Below are 17,465 nucleotides of genomic sequence, written 5' to 3'. Positions count from 1 at the left end.
GGCACACCGTAAAAAAAAAAAAAAAAAGCGCGCTATGCTTTGGCACAACGCGCTTTCCATCACCCAAAGGGAAATAACAATGGTATTGCGATCATCATGACAACAAACATGATGAGTTGCAACGGGATTCCGACCTTGACAAAATCCATAAACTTATAGCCGCCCGCTGTCATGACCAACGCATTCGTCGGCGATGCAACCGGCGTGGCGAACGCCATGCTGGAGGCGACGGCCACAGCGATTAGGAATGTATATGGACTCACGCCGATACTTAGTGCCGCGTTCATCGCAATCGGCGCAAACAGGACTGCGGTGGCGGTGTTGCTGATAAATTGTCCGAACACCATCGTGATGAAATAAATCCCAGACAGCACACCGATCGGCCCCCAACCGCTCAACATATGCACAATACCTTCCGACAGAATGACCATGCCTCCCGTCTTCTCCAACGCGGTGGCCATCGGAAGCATCGCCGCTATGAGGACAATGCTTTCCCAGTTGATTTGCCCGTAGGCATCTTCCATATTGCGCAAACAGCCCGTGAGAATCATCGCCGCCGCTCCGAGCAGGACGGTGATGACAGCCGGAAACACTTCCAGAACCATCATGATCACCATTGCGAGCAAGATGATTCCCGCGACGGCCGCTTTACCGCTCGCCGCTGCCATTCCTGCATGCTCTTTCGGCTGTCCAACGACTACGACATCATCCGTCTCCCTCGCCAGCAGCTCAATCGACTCCCATGAACCTTGCACGAGGAGAGCATCCCCAAATTTCAGCTTCTGTTTGGACATCTCCTGAAGAACGTACTCCCCTCTACGATTGATGCCAAGAATATTCAAATTATACTTTTCACGGAAGCCGATACTGCGCACAGTCTCATTAATCAGACTCGAACGTGGAGTAAGCAGGACTTCCGCAATCCCAAGTTGCTTGGAGATTAATTCATCCGCATCAGAGTCCCCTTCCTTGATCCGCAAACCGAAGTCTTCCGCGAACTGCTCCACTTTGTCCCGTGACCCTTGTATATAGAGAATATCTTTTGCCTGCAGGATACTTGCTGGTCCGGCCATTTCCTGAAACGTGATCGGCAATAAATTCATACCCTCGGTTGACCGACGATGGATTTTCAAGATGCATAATTGATACGCCGCCGGAATCTTTAGCTGAGCCAACCGTTTCCCGACAATCTCGGATTCAGGCGGAACGCTGACGCGGATCAACTGATCCCTTAATTTATAATCAATAGCTAGTTGTTTGGCAGATAACCGATGGCCGTTTTTCGAACGGGCCTGATTTTTGTCATGGGGAAGCAATGTGTTTCGTATGATGTACAAGTATAGGATCCCTACGACGACTCCGATGATCCCGATTGGAGTAATTTCAAAAAAGCCTAGCTTCGCATAGCCGTTGTCGACAAGTATCTGACTAACGATCAAGTTGGGAGGAGACGCAATCAATGTCAACAATCCGGAAAAACTGGCCATATAGGAAAGTGGCAACAGAAACTTAGATGGACTTGTATTGATGCTGATTGCGATGCTGACGACAATCGGCAGCATCAACGCTACGGTACCCGTATTACTCATGAAGGCACCGACCGAAGCGACAATTATCAAGAGAAGGACAAATAACCGCTTTTCACTATCACCCGAATAGCGCAATAGCAAATTGCCCGCCATCTGGGCAAGCCCCGTCCGCAAGATCCCTGCCCCGACGATGAAAAGCCCTGCAATCATAATGACGACTGAATTCGAAAAACCGGCAAGCGCTTCTGCCGGCTGCAAAATGCCTGTGACGACAAATGCGAGCAATGCAAGTACCGCAACCAGATCCGCCCGAAGCAGATTGCTCATGAAAAAGAAAATGGTGATGCCCAAGATGATAAAGGATAACGTAAGTTGCAATCGACACAGAGTCCTTTCTCTATTGCTTCCTTCTCTAACAAACAGATTGGAAGCCCATATTTAGCTAACCGAAATAAAGTAGACACAAATCAGGTTACCAAATGTGGTAAACTTATACAAGGTAGGTTCTTAAAATTGATAAGCAATTCTCGCTATTTATACGACTCATTGAGAAAAACTATATAACATCTTCTACTATATCTCATATTAAACATGGTAGCAGCAACATTTATCGCCTTTTAATTAAACACAATATCATTTTAGTTGAATTGTTTATTGATAATGATTATAATCTAGTTATACCAGTTATGAACCGCTCATTCACTGGGCTTGAATTTTACTATTCTGAAGGGGGATTTTATTTATGACTAATAATGAGAATCGTTCTCAAAAAAGACTAACAACAGCAGCGGGTGCTCCAGTTGTAGATAACCAAAACTCGATGACAGCTGGACCGCGTGGACCTGTTTTATTACAAGACGTATGGTTAATTGAGAAATTGGCCCATTTTGACCGCGAAGTGATTCCAGAGCGTCGGATGCACGCCAAAGGATCAGGAGCTTATGGGACATTTACCGTAACAAATGATATTACGAAATATACGAAAGCAAAAATTTTCTCCGAAATTGGGAAAAAGACAGATATGTTCGCCCGCTTTTCAACAGTAGCTGGAGAACGTGGTGCGGCTGACGCAGAACGAGATATCCGTGGGTTTGCACTGAAGTTTTACACAGAAGAAGGAAACTGGGATATGGTCGGCAATAATACGCCTGTTTTCTTCTTCCGGGATCCAATGCAGTTCCCTGACTTGAACCACGCAGTCAAACGGGATCCACGGACGAATATGAGAAGTCCCAAGAACAATTGGGATTTCTGGACATCTCTTCCGGAAGCACTCCACCAAGTTACAATCATTATGAGTGAACGGGGCATTCCGAAAACATACCGTCATATGCACGGTTTCGGCAGCCACACTTATAGCATGATCAATGCTAATAATGAACGTCATTGGGTAAAATTCCACTTCCGTTCTCAACAAGGCATCGAGAACCTGACAGATGCGGAAGCGGGAGCTTTAATCGCCAATGACCGTGAAACGCATCAACGTGATTTGTTGAACAGCATCGACAGCGGCGACTTCCCGAAATGGAAAATGTATATTCAAGTAATGACGGAAGAACAAGCTTTGAACATGCCATATAACCCGTTCGACTTGACGAAAGTTTGGTATAAAGGCGATTTCCCTCTAATCGAAGTGGGAGAGTTTGAATTGAACCAGAATCCGGATAACTACTTTGCGGAAGTCGAGCAAGCGGCATTCACTCCTGCTGCCATCGTTCCGGGAATCGGCTTCTCACCGGATAAAATGTTGCAAGCACGGTTGTTCTCCTATGGAGACGCACAACGATACCGTCTAGGTGTAAACCACCATCAAATTCCGGTAAACGCACCGAAATGCCCGTTCCACAGTTTCCACCGCGATGGTCAAATGCGGGTAGATGGCAACCATGGCAGCCGGACTTCATACGAACCGAATAGCTATGGCGAATGGCAAGAGCAACCAAGCTTCAAAGAGCCGCCATTGAAAATTTACGGAGATGCCGCACATTGGGATTTCCGGGAAGATGACGACGACTATTTCACACAACCTGGTAAGCTGTTTAATTTGATGGATGACAGCCAGAAACAAGTGTTATTCGAAAACACAGCCCGCAATATGGGTGATGCACCTGTGGAAATTAAAATCCGCCATATCAAGCATTGCTATCAAGCTGATCCGGCATATGGAGAAGGCGTTGCCAATGCGCTTGGCATTCCGATGAGTGATGTGGCAGTAGAGGCCGTAGCAGAAGTAAAATAATAATTCTTCATTACACAAATGCCGAGCACGTCGACGATTTGAACCGTCGGATGCTCGGCATTTTCTTTATGGATACCGATTGGTTGAATTCGTTTCCGTCACTTCACCGCAAACACGGCAACCGATCCGCCGTTTTCATTCGTTGCCACATAAGCCGTTTTGGAATCCTCGCTCCAAGAACCCGAATACGAGATGACTGCGTTTATATCCACATGTTCCAAGATCCGTACACTATTCGTTAATTTCCCGTCCACCAGCTCTCCCATATAGACATTCGCTTTAAACTTTCCATCAACTTGGACAGGGGTACCAAACATGATCTTCTTTTCATCGGGAGACAGATTATAAGATGGAATCCATTTACCCTCACTATCCTCTCCTCCTGCCACGAGAAGCTGTACTTGATCCGTTTCACGATTTAGCAGAAATATCCCATCTTGTCCTTCGTAACTTCCCTGAAAAAGAATCATACCATTTTGCAATAAATCAAACTCATGAATGGAATCGACCTTTCCATGGAAATCCTCTTCGATCTCGATCACCCCATGATCCATCAGCCGATAGATGCCGTACCCATTCTTTTCAGATTTAGCTGGAAGGTACGCGTCCCTTCCAATCTGTTGAATTGACGAGATGGGATACATATCCAATGAACTCAAATCCCATGTTGCAGTTTCACCTGTATCTATTTGAATCAAGTTGACAATTTGAGCATCGGGCTTCATTTCAAATTGAAAAACTTCAGTTCCCGCTCGGTTCGCAAAATACAATTGTTCGGGCGACCCACCTTCCATGGTTTTCGATTCACCCGTTTTTAGATTGTGAATCAACAACTTATCCTGTTCATAAGATAGACCGTGACTGCCATCTTCCGAAAGCTCCCGGATTTCCACACTGGCAATCTTCGTATCTTCTTCGTTTTGAATATCAAACGAATACAACTCTCCGTCCTTATTGTAATAAAGTTGTTGCCCATGAAACATGCCGAACGTAAACCGGTCACCAATTTGAACATCCTCTTGCCTGGAAAGTTCCAAGCTGCTATCCGCCAAGGAACTTTCAAATTGTACATCTTCATTGATCACTACAGTTTTTGGACTTTGCGCATTCCCTTGCGTGGAACAACCCGCTGCCAGCAGAGTGGTTGCGGCAAGTAATGCAAGCCCCTTCCATTTTCCATTCATCTTTTTTCCTCCTTTTGTTGTGCACATATACACCATACAGCTTACGTATTGCCAACTTCTCAACAGTTGTTGCCGTTTTGTTGCCAAGGAGGAAGGTAGATGGCCGTAATGGCTTGACCCTTTTCATATTGAAATGAAATCGTTCCTTCGTGACGGCTGATGATTTCTTTACAAATAAACAGGCCGAGCCCGCTATTGCCCTTTCCTCGTGTATGGATAAACGGATTGAAGGCATGCTCCACTATTGCTTCCGATATCGGGAGACTCGGATTGGAAACCGAAATGTGGCCGCTCCCAACCGAAACTAGAATCGGCCCGCCTGCCACGCCATGTTTGATTGCATTATCCACGATATTTATGAACACTTGCCTGAGTTCATCGTGATTTCCATATACTGAAAAATCATCTCCCTTACAAACGATATCCATTTGTCGACGGTGAGCCTTTAAACGCATATCTTCACATACGCCCGCCACCAAGGAAAACATCTCAACTACTTCCCGCTTCTTCAGCTGTTGATCCACCTCATTTTTAGACAGCTCAATCAATTCGATGACCAACCGGTTTAAGCGATCGCTTTCCGAACGAATTCGATTGGCAGCTTTTTGCAAATAAGCAGGATCATCAAAGCTCTCTGCACCAATAATCTGGGCATAGCCTGAAATGATCGCCAATGGGGTTTTCAATTCATGTGTGACATTATTAAAAAAATCGGTCCGGCTTTTTTCCAATAGAAGAATCTTTTCTTTCTCTTCTTCGATGGTTTGGATATGTCGTTCGATGTCACGCTGCATCTCGTTGAAACTAGTAGCCAGGTCCTCCAGTTCATCTCCCGTTTTCACTTGAACCTTAACATGATAATCACCCGCCGATACGTTTCGAGTCGCCTTTGTCAATTGAACTAGCGGTTTGATAATTTGACTTGTGAGCAGGAGGGAAATGAGAAACACTCCTAAAAATAGACCGATGACCAAAAGGGTGAAGCTCTGCAGCACTTTTTCGTTTCGGGCAAATAAATTCGTATAATCTCCTGTAAACTGAAATACACCGTAAAATTCATTATGTAAATATAAAGGATAGGAAAAGAAAATAAGGTTCCCTTCCTCTACATCCAACCGTGTAAACGCTGCCTTGTTCTGGTAGGCCGCATCGATTTCTGGAAATTTCCTTCCCGTACTTTCCAGCTGATATTCCAATAAAATCGGCTGTTCCATGGGAACGGCTTCATATAAAAAATGACCTTCCTTATCGTATAACGCCACACTTTGTTTATGGAGCTTACTTAATTCCTGAGCGATAATTCCACCAAACTCTTGAAAAAGATCCTCTTTTGGGGGCGAATGAAGCATGAACTGCTTGACGTATTCCCTCGTCGTATGCTGTAAATTAGTTAATTCATTCTCAACCGCCGCCATACTGTTTTCCTCTAACGAATCCTTCAAAACCTGGTATACAACCACAGCCGCCAACGAGAAAAGGATAATGTATCCGACCATGAATTTTTTTCGGATAGTCCATTTCATTTTCCTACTCCCCCTTCATCTTATAACCGACTCCGAATACCGTTTCGATGACGGATGGCAAAGAGGGGTCGTCCAGCTTTTTCCGGATCCGCTGGACATGGACATCGACCGTTCTCAAATCTCCGGCATAGTCAAAATCCCAAACCGTATCGAGGATTTCTTCCCTTGAGAAAACTCTATTTTTATGTTGGGCAAACAGCAATAGCAATTCATATTCCTTTGGCTTCAATGCGACCACTTCTTCCTCTTTTCGAACGGTATGCGAACGCGGTTCTATACTTACTTTCTCGTTCACTCGCAAATAGGACGTTGTGGAACTGGCAGCGCGCCGCAACAATACTTTGATACGGATGAGCACTTCGCGGATATCAAAAGGCTTTGTCATATAATCATCCGCACCCAGTTCGAGGCCGAGGACTTTATCGACGATATCATCCCGTGCAGTCAGCATGAGAATCGGGACAGAGCTTATCGCTATCAGTTGCTTGCAGATGTCAAAACCGCTTTGATCCGGCAACATCACATCGAGAATCACAACATCCGGATGCACCCCTTCAAATAAGCGAATCCCTTCTTCTCCCGTTGCTGCACCGTGCACCCGGTACCCTTCCTTGCGTAAGGCGTAGGACAGAATATCCAAGATGGAGTCTTCGTCTTCTATAATTAAAACTGTTTTATTTTCTTTGATTGACAAGCAGTTCACTTCCCATTTCCTCTGTATGGTGAATGTTGTTCATTATACTAAAAGGTTGTTGCCAAATTGTTGCTTTGTCATGAATAATCCTTCTTCCTTTTTCACAGCTTGTGATGGAGAACGATTAGTGAAGAAAGCGAGGATGTAGATTGGCTGAAGTTATTACACGTTCCAGGTTGCAAAAAGCCGGACTTCTATTATTGATATTAGCAGTTTTTGATGCGCTGGTGACAGACATCGGCATACGGCATGCCCACATCGAGGAAGCCAACCCTCTCATGCGTTTTGTCTACGAACAACATATCGTTTACTTCTACAGCATCAAAATCGGGCTTCCGCTTGTCCTTCTGCACCTCCTGCAATCCATCAAGCCAAAACGGTTATGGACCATTCTCATGGGCGGCGCGCTTATTCTTTATTTACTAGTCTCGGGTCTTCACCTCTATTGGATCACTCACGTATAAGAAAAGACCAAGTCCCTGGTAACGCGGGACTTGGTCTTTTTCATAAGTCTTCCATTGTCTGAATCAGCCCATCCGACGAATGGGCTAATGTATCGATAACCTCATTCAGTTCCTGTAAAATCTGCGATATTGTTTGGATTTCTTCATTGGATTGCCCGCTTTGCTGCTGGATTCCGGAAACCGCGTCCGCAATTTCCCGGAACGATCCCGAAATACGGACCGTATTTTCCGCGCTGCCTTGGATCAATCCATTCATCTCTGTCACAGACTCCGTCATTTCCGCAATTTTTTCATCCGTCTGCTGAATAAGGCCCGTAACGCCTCCAATGGCATTTTTCGTCTCTTCGGACAGCTTGCGGACTTCCGATGCGACCACCGCAAATCCAGCTCCCTGCTCCCCTGCCCGAGCCGCTTCGATGGCGGCGTTCAGCGCAAGCAAGTTCGTCTGGTTTGCGATAGTGGTCACGATGTTGACAATTTCCCGGATTTGCCCGGACGATGTTTGAAGTTCAGCCATTTTGCTTCCCAATTGGCGAATGCTCGATTGCACCGCGTCCATCTGTTTCGTCTGTTCAGCAATCAATTCATTTCCGAACTTGGACTTTTGCTCCGTTTCCGTCACAAACGCCAGATTATGGGCTGTGAAATTTTTTATCGACGCCGCTTGGGTGGCCAATTGCTCCACGGAAGCACTCGTCTCTTCACTGACTGACGCAAGGCCCTGCGCCGTCTCGATCACTTCCTGTTTAACGCCCATTTTGATATCCTGCTCCTTTTGCCGGAGTAGGGCCTGCTCCTCTTCAAATGCCTCCAGCACCAATTGCTGTTCAAAGTTGAGAATTTTATGGAACGCCACGAGCACTTTATGCTTTTGCTCCGATGGAATTGACAACGTCTTCACAAACTCCGAAAACTCGTAAAACAGCGGTTCAAATGAACCCATATACCATTTCGGCTCCAAGCCGACATGGACATGGACACGGGCAATCGTTTTCCGTTGTCTTAAATAATCAGCATCGATCCGCCCTTCAAACATCTCCATCAAATGCTTTTGCAGTGTCACTTTAAGTCGATCGACCGTGCTGTTCTTCGCGATGATTTCCATGAGGGAAGGTTCGACTTCCAACGCCTTATAAAACGCGTTCACTGCTGACTTGGCCATCGGCTCGATATAAGGTTTCATGTTCTTTAACAAGCCCAGATCCTTCGTCGTCAAATGGATCAATGTCAGTTGTTTCTGTACTTCGGGAAATTCCCCTACGTCGATAATGCCCGCCGTGGATTCGGAAAGGTCGGGAATCGCTGTCAGTCCATCAGTTGGGGTCGACCTCCGTAAATAACGTACCATTGCTTTTTGCCTCCCTTTTCCGTACAATCTTAGATGTTTCCGCTCTATGTATATCTTGACTAATTTTACTCAATGTGGAACTTTTTTCAATAGTAATTTCTATCCACTTCGAATAATAAAAATAACTCTTCAAAAACACCTCTTAATTCCCTTGTAATAGTAGCCTCGTTGGTAAAATCTCCTTTGTTAGTATTTTCTTATTTTATTAATTATGATAAAGTTAAAGAGTTTTAGGACGTGAACAGGTTGTCATTAAAATGAACCCCTCTGACCGGATTGCTGTTCCTGGCGGTTGCTTCCCGCGCAATCCGATACGTGTAAAGCATTTTTTAATTCATCATAATAAAATTTGTGGAGTTGAACCGCTTTGGAATTACTGCTGATCATTTTACCGGTATTTCTTATTTTCGCAGCGGGGTATGTCGGCCAAAAGCTCATAGGGTTTGATATTAAAACGATATCTACTATGGCATTGTACCTGATGTCCCCCTTTCTTGCATTCCGGACGTTCTATGCGAATGAAATTACAATGGATTATTTCTATATCATCCTCTTCTGCCTACTCTTGATGGGAGGCCTTTTTATCGCTGTCTGGGTGACATCCCGTTTGATGAGAGCGACTCGCCCCCAATTTTCCGCAATCATTCTCGGAGCAGTCTTTATGAACAGCGGCAACTACGGGGCGCCGGTTGTTTTATTCGCTTTAGGGGCAATTGGATTCGACTACGCGGTCATCATGATGGTGTTCCAGACAGTTTTGATGAATAGTTTCGGCATATTCTTCGCGTCGCTGGGGGGATCTGAGAAAGCATCCATTCACGATTCAATCCAGCGGGTCATCCGTATGCCCGTCCTGTATGCAGCCATTGTCGGCGTCGCCCTGCAATTGCTCCATGTCCCGATTTCTTCTTCTCTGATGGAAGGCATCAGTCTGATTGCGGACGCTTCGATCCCGACCGTCATGCTCGTCCTCGGCATGCAGTTGGCGGTCATTACCCGGAAACGCGTTGCGTATCGGTACGTCACTGCAACTGTCATTATCCGGATGTTCCTGTCTCCGGCAATTGCGGCGGTAATTGTACTATTCTTACCAGTCAGCGATTTGTTGAAAACCGTGCTCATTATCCAATCTGCCATGCCTGCTGCCGCCAACACGACAATGTTCGCCTTGCAATTCGGGACGGAACCGGACTTGGTGTCCTTTACGACACTCATCACGACACTGCTAAGCTTGCTCACCATTCCAATCGTCCTGCTGCTATTAGGGATCGGATGAAGGGAATGCTGTTTCATCGCAAAGAAAGGGGATTTTTACGTTGAATAAAGTTCCACCGTTCGTCCTGCTCGTGTTCGCCACGATTTTATGGGGCGGCAATTTTGTCATCGGCCGCGGAATCGCAAGTGAATTGCCGCCTTTCACCTTATCGTTCCTAAGATGGTGCACGGCATTCCTCGTGTTTCTGCCTATCGCTTGGCTCCCTTTGAAACGGGAATGGCGACAGCTCAAGGAGCATTGGCGTACGGTCATTTTCATGGCCATCACAGGGGTTGCCAGTTTTAATACGCTCATTTACGTCGCGCTTCACCATACGACGTCCATCAACGCATCGCTGATGAATACGTCGACGCCGATCATTATATACATATTATCTTTCGTCTTTTTAAAAGAGAAGTTAACGCACAATCAGCTGATCGGCACATTGATTTCGTTGCTTGGCGTCCTGTTCATCATTTCCAAAGGCTCTTTTGAAAGTCTTCTACAATTTTCATTCAACCAAGGCGACTTGATTGTCATCATTGCGGTCATTTGCTGGGCGATCTACTCATTGCTTGTGAAACAGTATGCGATGCGGCTCCCAAGCAGTCCGACCTTTTTAGTGAGCATCTTCCTCGGAATCATCATGCTGCTGCCCTTCTACCTGTATGAAACGATGAACCCGGACATCCACATCACGTGGTCGATGAATTCCATCGGAGCGATTTTATATACGGGGATTCTAGCTTCGATTGCCGCGTTCGTCTGCTGGAATACGGGCGTAATCCGGCTCGGGGCGAATAAAGCGGGCATCTACTTGAATTTCATTCCCGTGTTCGCCACACTATTTGCGGTACTGTTCATCGGGGAGTCGCTGCAAGTATTCCAGGTGATCGGTGGCCTGTTCGTCATTTTAGGTGTGTTTCTGACAACACGGGCACCCCGCTTGCGGGCAAGTGACGGCTGACTTTTCTGGCATTTATCGGTATGATAAAGAGAGTGATGACTAAAGGGGGAACTATCCATATGACGATTTCATTTGAAGCGAAAGAGGAGTTTTTTACATTCCATGATCCGATGCAGGAGGGGAAGTTAATCGACCGGAAAACGGAAGTCCGTTTCGACCCGTTGACTGGTGAAACATCCCGCATCATCTTCGACCCTGGTGCGCCGTTTTCACCGCCCGATTACGAAGCACTCGGCAAGGAAACAGAAGGAGCAAAATGTCCGTTTTGCCCGGAGAACGTAGCGTCCTTCACACCTAAATTTCCGGAGGAGTTGGTCGAAGGCGGAAGATTGACCATCAATGAAGCGGTCGCTTTCCCGAACTTGTTTCCATACAGCAAACATAATGCTGTCGTCAGGATGTGCGACCAGCATTACGTGAAATTGGACGAGTTTACCGTTCCGATCATTTCGGATGCTTTCTCCGCAGCGTTCGCCTATTTGAATAAAGTCTCGGAATCGGATCCAGACACGAAATATGCGTCCATCAACTGGAACTACCTCCCTCCGTCGGGCGGCAGTATTTTGCACCCGCATATCCATGTGCTCGCTTCCGAACATCCGACGAATTATCAGCGGATTATGAAGGACGGTGAAAACCGCTTGGCAGATTTGGTGGAAGAAGAACAGGAGCGGAACGAACGTTGGATCGGCGAAGTCGGATCGATCAGTTGGGTGCATGCCTATGCACCGAAAAGCCACTGTGATTTCATCGGCGTATTCGATGCCGCTTCCATCCAGGATTTGAATGAGCAATCATGGACAGACTTGGCAGAAAGCGTTACTCGGTTCTTCAAATATTATGGGCAAGTGGGGCTCGCCAGCTTCAACTTGGGGCTTTTCATTCCAATGACGGCTGATGGAAACGAACGGGTCCATGTCCGTATGATTCCGCGGATGACGACGGGCATGCTGGAAACGAGTGATATGAACGTGTTCAACTACTTGCATCAGGAACCGCTCTGTTTGAAAGTTCCCGAAGAAGTGACAAAAGACGTCGCGGTTTATTTCAACTGAGGCAGGGAAAGTGAAATGGCATACTCCATCACGAGTTGATGGGTATGCCATTTTCATGTAATAGGCGAAAGGAGAAGTGAGCCATGGATCATATAAACTATTTAAAACGGTTCCAAGCTTCCGATCTGACGGAGCCTTCATTCGAACATCTGGCTGAATTGCAATTCCGGCATATGCAGCACATCCCGTTCGAAAACCTCGACGTCATCCGCAGGGTGCCCATCTATCTGAATCTATCGACGATCTACGAAAAACTCGTCACCGCAAGACGCGGCGGCTATTGTTATGAACTGAACGGCCTGTTCCACTGGCTATTGAACGAACTCGGTTACGACGCGCATCTGCTATCCGCCACCGTTTGCCGGCCGAACGGACAATGGGCAAAAGCGGACACGCATGCGGCAATCCTCGTCCAGATGGAGCAACCGTACCTAGTCGACGTCGGGTTCGGCGATGCCACCATCCAGCCGATTCCTTTGGATGGCACAGAGCGAACGGATTCAAGCGGGACTTATTGGATCGAATCCCGTGGAGATGGCTTTTTTGACTTAATACGCAGAAGAAATGGAGCACAACGAACGCTATATCGGTTTAACCGGGAGAGCAAGTCGCTAGTGGATTTTCATGAAGGCTGTGTGTTCAATCAAGTGTCCAAAGAGTCTACGTTCACCCATGCCGATCTAGCAACAAGGGCTACGGAGTCAGGTCGGATTACACTTTCCGATCGTGAATTGAAGGTGAAGGAGAATGGGAACGAAACGAAGATCGTGCTTACCACCGAGGAAAAGAAAAACGTGTTGGCGGAGACTTTTGGAATCGTGCTGGACGGAGCGGACTGAAGCTGCTTTCTTTTTGTAATACGACGTTCATCAAAATTTTGAAACAAGTCAAAGGGACATAGTCTTTTTGTCGCTTCGACATGAGGTATCTCGAAAAATCCTTTCACTATTGGGGACAGCAACTCTATCCTGCATCCTTGGCAGTCTTTTTATCGGATTGAAGAGCATAAGAAAAAGCAGGTGGAAATCGTTCACCTGCTTCCTTATGAGCTTTAGACAGCCCCTTCTTTCACTTAAGCACTCTTCTCAATTAATGACGTAATCACTTTTGGGAAATTTCGTTGGCGTGTTTCGTAATCATTCTTCAACTTCACCACAGTGCCCTTTCCTTTAATTCAAGTTCATCCAAACACTCTTCACTTCCGTGTAATTATTAAGCGCATACGAGCCCATTTCCCGTCCGAAGCCGGATTCCTTATAACCACCGAAAGGCGAAGCGGCATCCAACACGTTATAGCAGTTCACCCAAACCGTTCCGGCTTGCAGGCGGTTCGCCACGTAATGGGCGTTTCGAATATTTTCCGTCCATAGTCCCGCTGCCAGGCCGTAATGCGTGTTGTTCGCACGCTTGATCACTTCATCTAAGTCCTCAAACGGCAATGCGGAGATCACCGGTCCGAAAATTTCTTCCTTCGCAATCGTCATTTCGTCGCGCACATCGGCGAAAATAGTCGGTTCCACGAAGTATCCTTTGTCCGTATGGTTTCCGCCGGTAAGTAGCTCGGCGCCTTCCGATTTTCCTTTTTCGATGTATTCGACTACCCGCTCCTGTTGTCTTTTGGATACAAGCGGCCCGATTGTTGTGTCCTGATTGATCCCTGGTCCCTGCTTCAATTTCTCGGCATGGCTGACGAAATCTGCTACCACATTGTCAAATATTTTCTTTTGAATGAAAACGCGTGAACCTGCGGAGCAGACTTGACCTTGGTTGAACATGACGCCCGACAATGCACCGGGGATGGCTCGAGATAGGTCGGCATCCGGCAGAATGATATTCGGTGATTTCCCTCCAAGCTCCAATGTGACGCGTTTCATCGTATCCGATGCGACCCGCATAATCGACTTTCCGACCGCGGTGGAACCTGTAAAGGCGATTTTGTTCACTTGCGGATGCTCGACCAATGCCGCGCCGGCCCCTCCGCCAAAGCCAGGAACCACGTTGATAACGCCCTCCGGGAAGCCCGCTTCTTGTGCAAGTCCCGCAAGATACAGCGCAGAGAGCGGCGTCTGTTCCGCCGGTTTCAATACAATGGTACAACCCGTCGCCAAAGCGGCCCCCAATTTCCACGCCGCCATCAAGAGTGGGAAGTTCCAAGGAATGATCTGGCCGACAACCCCGACCGGCTCATGTCGCGTAAAGTTGAAGTATTGCCCTGGGACCGGAATTGTTTGCCCGACAATTTTAGTAGACCATCCCGCAAAATAGCGAAAGTGCTCGATTGCGAGCGGGACATCGGCATTCGACGATTCCAAGATCGGCTTCCCATTATCGAGTGTTTCCAACTGGGCGAGTTCATCTTTGTTTTCCTCCATAAGATCGGCCAGTTTATAAATGAGCCGGCTCCGCTCCGCTGCGCTCATTTTCGACCAAGGACCCTCATCGAAAGCTTTCCGAGCCGCCCTCACCGCCATATCGATATCCTCTGCTCCCGCCTCGCTCACTATCGCAAGCACTTCACCTGTAGCAGGATTCAGTGTTTCGAATGTTTTGCCCGTGACGGATTCCACGTCTTGTCCATTGATATGGAGTTTTTTCGTCCCTTTTAAAAACTCTCTAACCTTTGCATGCAATTCGATTGTCGTTTCCATGTAATTGCCTCCCTGTGTGCAGTTTATATTTTTTCCAACAAAATAGTGTTACTACTTTGATAAATAATCAAATGACTTTCCAATTGTTCGAGCGTTCCGTCACCTGACGTATTGATGAAAATAAGGCATTGCATCCTGAACGGTTTTCCCTTCCTGTTTTTCAAACAATCGTGCAAGCCAGGAAGTAAAGTGGGCGGCCGCGAAGCTATGCCCGTGAATATTATAAATTTGCGTCTCTTTCGGCAGCTCTCGCGGGTATCCGCATGCCGAAAAATCATTTGGAGCATTTAGCTGCCATTCCATTCTCGGAACTTCTCCTGCACGCACCCCGAAAACTCCAGGATAGTTCGCGGGCCATAGCAAGCCTGTTTGCTCGTTGTATGAGGCGACAACGGCAACCCCTTTTTCAATGGCTGCAGCACAAGCCTCTTCAATCACCTGATAGCTTCGGTTTACACCTAGGCTCAGATTGATGATATGAGCTTCTTGATCTACTGCCCAGTCGATCGCTTCCGCCAGGACAGAGGGATAGCAAGCAAGCTTTTCATCAAAAATCTTTCCAACGAGGATTTCAGCTTCCGGGACCATTTGACGCATGACTGCGGTCACTGCGGTGCCATGTCCGAGGTAGTCCCGGATATCTTCATGAGGCTCGATGCCGCCCTCCCGGTTTACTCGGAAAGCCAATCCTTCCAATTCTTGATCGATATGCGAATGGTATACATTGACACCACTGTCGAGAACAGCGATTTTCACGCCTTTCCCCGTAAATTCCGATAATGGATCAACTCGTTCTGCTTGTTTCCCAGTAACCATGGCGATTCGCTTCTCCTCCTTCATTCCAATGATCTGCAACGGCTCTCATCCCAACATACGAGTCTGCTTCCGAAATAGTAGCTTGCTGGACCAACAGCCAACGGTCGACCCAATCTAATGACTCCAATCGATGGGAGATAACGAGGAGCATCCGATGCGCCCTTGACTTCTGCCAGAAATGCAGCCGTTTGAACAGTTCCCTCTCCAATTCGTAATCGAGCCCGCTCGTCGCCTCGTCCAATATGAGAATATCTGGTTCCCTAAGCAGGCCACGAGCAATCGACAGCCGTTGCTTTTGTCCACCGGAAAGCACTTTTCCCCGTTCCCCGATTACCGTATCGTATTGGTTCGGCAACTTTTCGATTTCCAAGTGAAGTCCGATTTCGCGGCATACCCGGATCATCTCATCTGTTGTGATTTCCTTTCGCTCCTCTGCCGAAAGTCCAAGCAGCAGATTTTCAGTGATTGTGTCATGAAGAATTTCCACATCTTGCGCAACGACAAACACTTGCTTGCGTAGTTGACTTACCGGCATTTCCTCAATCGGCTGTTGTTCATAAAGCAACCTCCCATGTGACGGTGTCTTCAAGCGAACCAGCAGATCGATGAATGTGCTCTTCCCACCTCCGCTCGGTCCGACCAACGCATAGGAATAACCTGCTTCCAAAGTCAGATTGACATTTTGAAATAAAGGCGGTATTTCCTTTCCATATCGTTTGCCTATGTCTCTACATTCGAACAACGGGCCGGATGTCCGCGGCCTCGGACACGTTTCCCTCGCCCCTTCATCTTCTACTGGAAGATTCAAGTATTCCATTAGCCGATGGAGAGAAACAAACATGTTCTGGAACCGGATATAGAGGCCTGCCAACGTTTGCACCGGTGAGAAGAACCGGCCCAAATACGTTGTGAATGCAAGCAAGCTTCCAAGCGTCATACTTCCTTCAATGACCATCATCCCTCCTAGGAATAAAATGATGGATGTCATCCCCATCGTGATGATTCGCGGAATGCCACCCGCTACGCTCTCGATAATGGCATATTGCAAAGAATGATGGTTCAACTGATCGATTTTGACGCCGAGCTTGTCTTTCCTATCTGTTTCCGCCCGGAGCAATTTGATAAGTCGGATCTGGCTAAACGTTTCAATCATATGACCTTGGATATCGCTTTGATTCTCCCGGATATCCTTTGTCTTCTTTGTAATTTTCGGTCGGAAGTAAAAGAGTGATGCGAGCAGGAACGGGAATATAAGCAACGTCATCAGAAATAGTTTCCAATCCAGATATATCAACACACATGTGATAAAAACCAACGTTAGAACAGACATGCAAAGCTGAAGCAACCCGTCGGTCAATGTCCCTTGAACGATGTTAATATCTCCGTTGAGCCGCGTTGTAATATCCCCGACCCGCGTCCGGACAAAAAACGAGTAGCGAAGTCTTTCCAGATGGTGGAACAAATAAAGCCGCAGCTTCTTGATGATTGTCAGCGTCGTCCGTAAATAGATATAACTGTTGATGAGCTGCAGGACGGTTCCCAACAAGGTCAATCCGAAAGTCAACAGCAGAATAGTCTTCAGATCATATTTGGGCTGGATGAGTACATCATCAATGAACACTTTGGACAAATATGGATATGATAGTTCCAGCGCCGTTCCAATAATGGCAAGGATGAAAACAAGGGTCAAAACTAAACGGTGCGGCGCAAAGAAGGGCCAAAGCCACCCGAGCATTTTCCTAC

At 47.0% G+C, this 17,465-nt stretch carries 14 protein-coding genes; 6 read left to right on the top strand and 8 right to left on the bottom strand.

The features are described 5' to 3' along the window. Window positions 1-59: 59 nt before the first annotated feature. Complete coding sequence (locus tag MKY41_RS20695; protein ID WP_340746853.1) at window positions 60-1,856, bottom strand: SLC13 family permease; 1,797 nt, start codon at window positions 1,854-1,856, stop codon at window positions 60-62. 415 nt (window positions 1,857-2,271) lie between these two features. Here MKY41_RS20695 and MKY41_RS20690 point away from each other — a divergent pair, with 415 nt between their 5' ends. Then, a complete protein-coding gene (locus tag MKY41_RS20690) occupies window positions 2,272-3,768 on the top strand; it encodes a catalase (RefSeq protein WP_340746836.1) in 1,497 nt (498 codons plus the stop codon). 98 nt (window positions 3,769-3,866) lie between these two features. On the opposite strand, the gene MKY41_RS20685 is transcribed toward MKY41_RS20690, so the two are convergent. Genes MKY41_RS20685 through MKY41_RS20675 form a run of 3 tightly spaced genes read right to left on the bottom strand, consistent with a single transcriptional unit; the run spans window position 3,867 to window position 7,169 of the window. Next, window positions 3,867-4,952, bottom strand: coding sequence for a hypothetical protein (locus tag MKY41_RS20685; protein ID WP_340746835.1), 1,086 nt, complete (start codon window positions 4,950-4,952; stop codon window positions 3,867-3,869). Window positions 4,953-5,011: 59 nt separating this feature from the next. Further along, window positions 5,012-6,475: a sensor histidine kinase gene (locus MKY41_RS20680; protein ID WP_340746834.1), complete on the bottom strand. Its 1,464-nt coding sequence runs from the start codon at window positions 6,473-6,475 to the stop codon at window positions 5,012-5,014. Window positions 6,476-6,479: 4 nt separating this feature from the next. Then, window positions 6,480-7,169 (bottom strand): response regulator transcription factor, encoded by a 690-nt coding sequence (locus MKY41_RS20675; protein WP_041075908.1) that lies wholly within the window; start codon window positions 7,167-7,169, stop codon window positions 6,480-6,482. 149 nt (window positions 7,170-7,318) lie between these two features. On the opposite strand from MKY41_RS20675, the gene MKY41_RS20670 reads away from it, so the two are divergent. Next, window positions 7,319-7,633 (top strand): DUF5658 family protein, encoded by a 315-nt coding sequence (locus MKY41_RS20670; protein ID WP_052484135.1) that lies wholly within the window; start codon window positions 7,319-7,321, stop codon window positions 7,631-7,633. A gap of 40 nt (window positions 7,634-7,673) precedes the next feature. Here the strand turns inward: MKY41_RS20670 and MKY41_RS20665 are convergent, their stop codons facing one another. After that, window positions 7,674-8,981, bottom strand: a complete 1,308-nt coding sequence (locus MKY41_RS20665) for a globin-coupled sensor protein (protein WP_340746833.1) — start codon at window positions 8,979-8,981, stop codon at window positions 7,674-7,676. Between the two features lie 367 nt (window positions 8,982-9,348). Between MKY41_RS20665 and MKY41_RS20660 the strand changes: the two genes are divergently transcribed. From MKY41_RS20660 to MKY41_RS20645, 4 genes are all read left to right on the top strand, one after another. Further along, window positions 9,349-10,257 (top strand): AEC family transporter, encoded by a 909-nt coding sequence (locus MKY41_RS20660; RefSeq protein ID WP_340746832.1) that lies wholly within the window; start codon window positions 9,349-9,351, stop codon window positions 10,255-10,257. Between the two features lie 40 nt (window positions 10,258-10,297). Continuing rightward, the gene (locus MKY41_RS20655; protein WP_340746831.1) at window positions 10,298-11,203 is read left to right on the top strand and encodes a DMT family transporter; all 906 of its coding nucleotides are present in this window, start codon (window positions 10,298-10,300) and stop codon (window positions 11,201-11,203) included. Between the two features lie 59 nt (window positions 11,204-11,262). Next, window positions 11,263-12,258, top strand: coding sequence for a hypothetical protein (locus MKY41_RS20650; protein ID WP_340746830.1), 996 nt, complete (start codon window positions 11,263-11,265; stop codon window positions 12,256-12,258). An 83-nt stretch (window positions 12,259-12,341) separates the two neighbouring features. Then, entirely contained in the window at window positions 12,342-13,097 is a 756-nt protein-coding gene (locus MKY41_RS20645; RefSeq protein ID WP_340746829.1) for an arylamine N-acetyltransferase family protein, read from the top strand. Window positions 13,098-13,427: 330 nt separating this feature from the next. Here the strand turns inward: MKY41_RS20645 and MKY41_RS20640 are convergent, their stop codons facing one another. The 3 genes from MKY41_RS20640 to MKY41_RS20630 form a co-directional block, all read right to left on the bottom strand. Then, window positions 13,428-14,906 (bottom strand): aldehyde dehydrogenase family protein, encoded by a 1,479-nt coding sequence (locus tag MKY41_RS20640; protein WP_041075921.1) that lies wholly within the window; start codon window positions 14,904-14,906, stop codon window positions 13,428-13,430. Window positions 14,907-15,005: 99 nt separating this feature from the next. Beyond that, complete coding sequence (locus tag MKY41_RS20635) at window positions 15,006-15,761, bottom strand: S8 family peptidase (RefSeq protein WP_084212528.1); 756 nt, start codon at window positions 15,759-15,761, stop codon at window positions 15,006-15,008. Beyond that, complete coding sequence (locus MKY41_RS20630; RefSeq protein ID WP_340746828.1) at window positions 15,691-17,457, bottom strand: ABC transporter ATP-binding protein; 1,767 nt, start codon at window positions 17,455-17,457, stop codon at window positions 15,691-15,693. The genes MKY41_RS20635 and MKY41_RS20630 overlap by 71 nt, the downstream gene beginning before the upstream one ends. Window positions 17,458-17,465 lie beyond the last annotated feature (8 nt).

The organism is Sporosarcina sp. FSL W7-1349 (assembly GCF_038003045.1).
GTDB lineage: Bacteria > Bacillota > Bacilli > Bacillales_A > Planococcaceae > Sporosarcina.
This window is presented reverse-complemented; position numbering and strand designations above follow the sequence as displayed.

Bases quoted from the DNA above. Each gene is read 5' to 3' on its own strand.
- MKY41_RS20645 (WP_340746829.1), top strand. From the start codon at position 12,342: ATGGATCATATAAACTATTTAAAACGGTTCCAAGCTTCCGATCTGACG.
- MKY41_RS20665 (WP_340746833.1), bottom strand. From the start codon at position 8,981: ATGGTACGTTATTTACGGAGGTCGACCCCAACTGATGGACTGACAGCG.
- MKY41_RS20630 (WP_340746828.1), bottom strand. From the start codon at position 17,457: ATGCTCGGGTGGCTTTGGCCCTTCTTTGCGCCGCACCGTTTAGTTTTG.
- MKY41_RS20650 (WP_340746830.1), top strand. From the start codon at position 11,263: ATGACGATTTCATTTGAAGCGAAAGAGGAGTTTTTTACATTCCATGAT.
- MKY41_RS20690 (WP_340746836.1), top strand. From the start codon at position 2,272: ATGACTAATAATGAGAATCGTTCTCAAAAAAGACTAACAACAGCAGCG.
- MKY41_RS20685 (WP_340746835.1), bottom strand. From the start codon at position 4,952: ATGAATGGAAAATGGAAGGGGCTTGCATTACTTGCCGCAACCACTCTG.
- MKY41_RS20680 (WP_340746834.1), bottom strand. From the start codon at position 6,475: ATGAAATGGACTATCCGAAAAAAATTCATGGTCGGATACATTATCCTT.
- MKY41_RS20640 (WP_041075921.1), bottom strand. From the start codon at position 14,906: ATGGAAACGACAATCGAATTGCATGCAAAGGTTAGAGAGTTTTTAAAA.
- MKY41_RS20695 (WP_340746853.1), bottom strand. From the start codon at position 1,856: ATGAGCAATCTGCTTCGGGCGGATCTGGTTGCGGTACTTGCATTGCTC.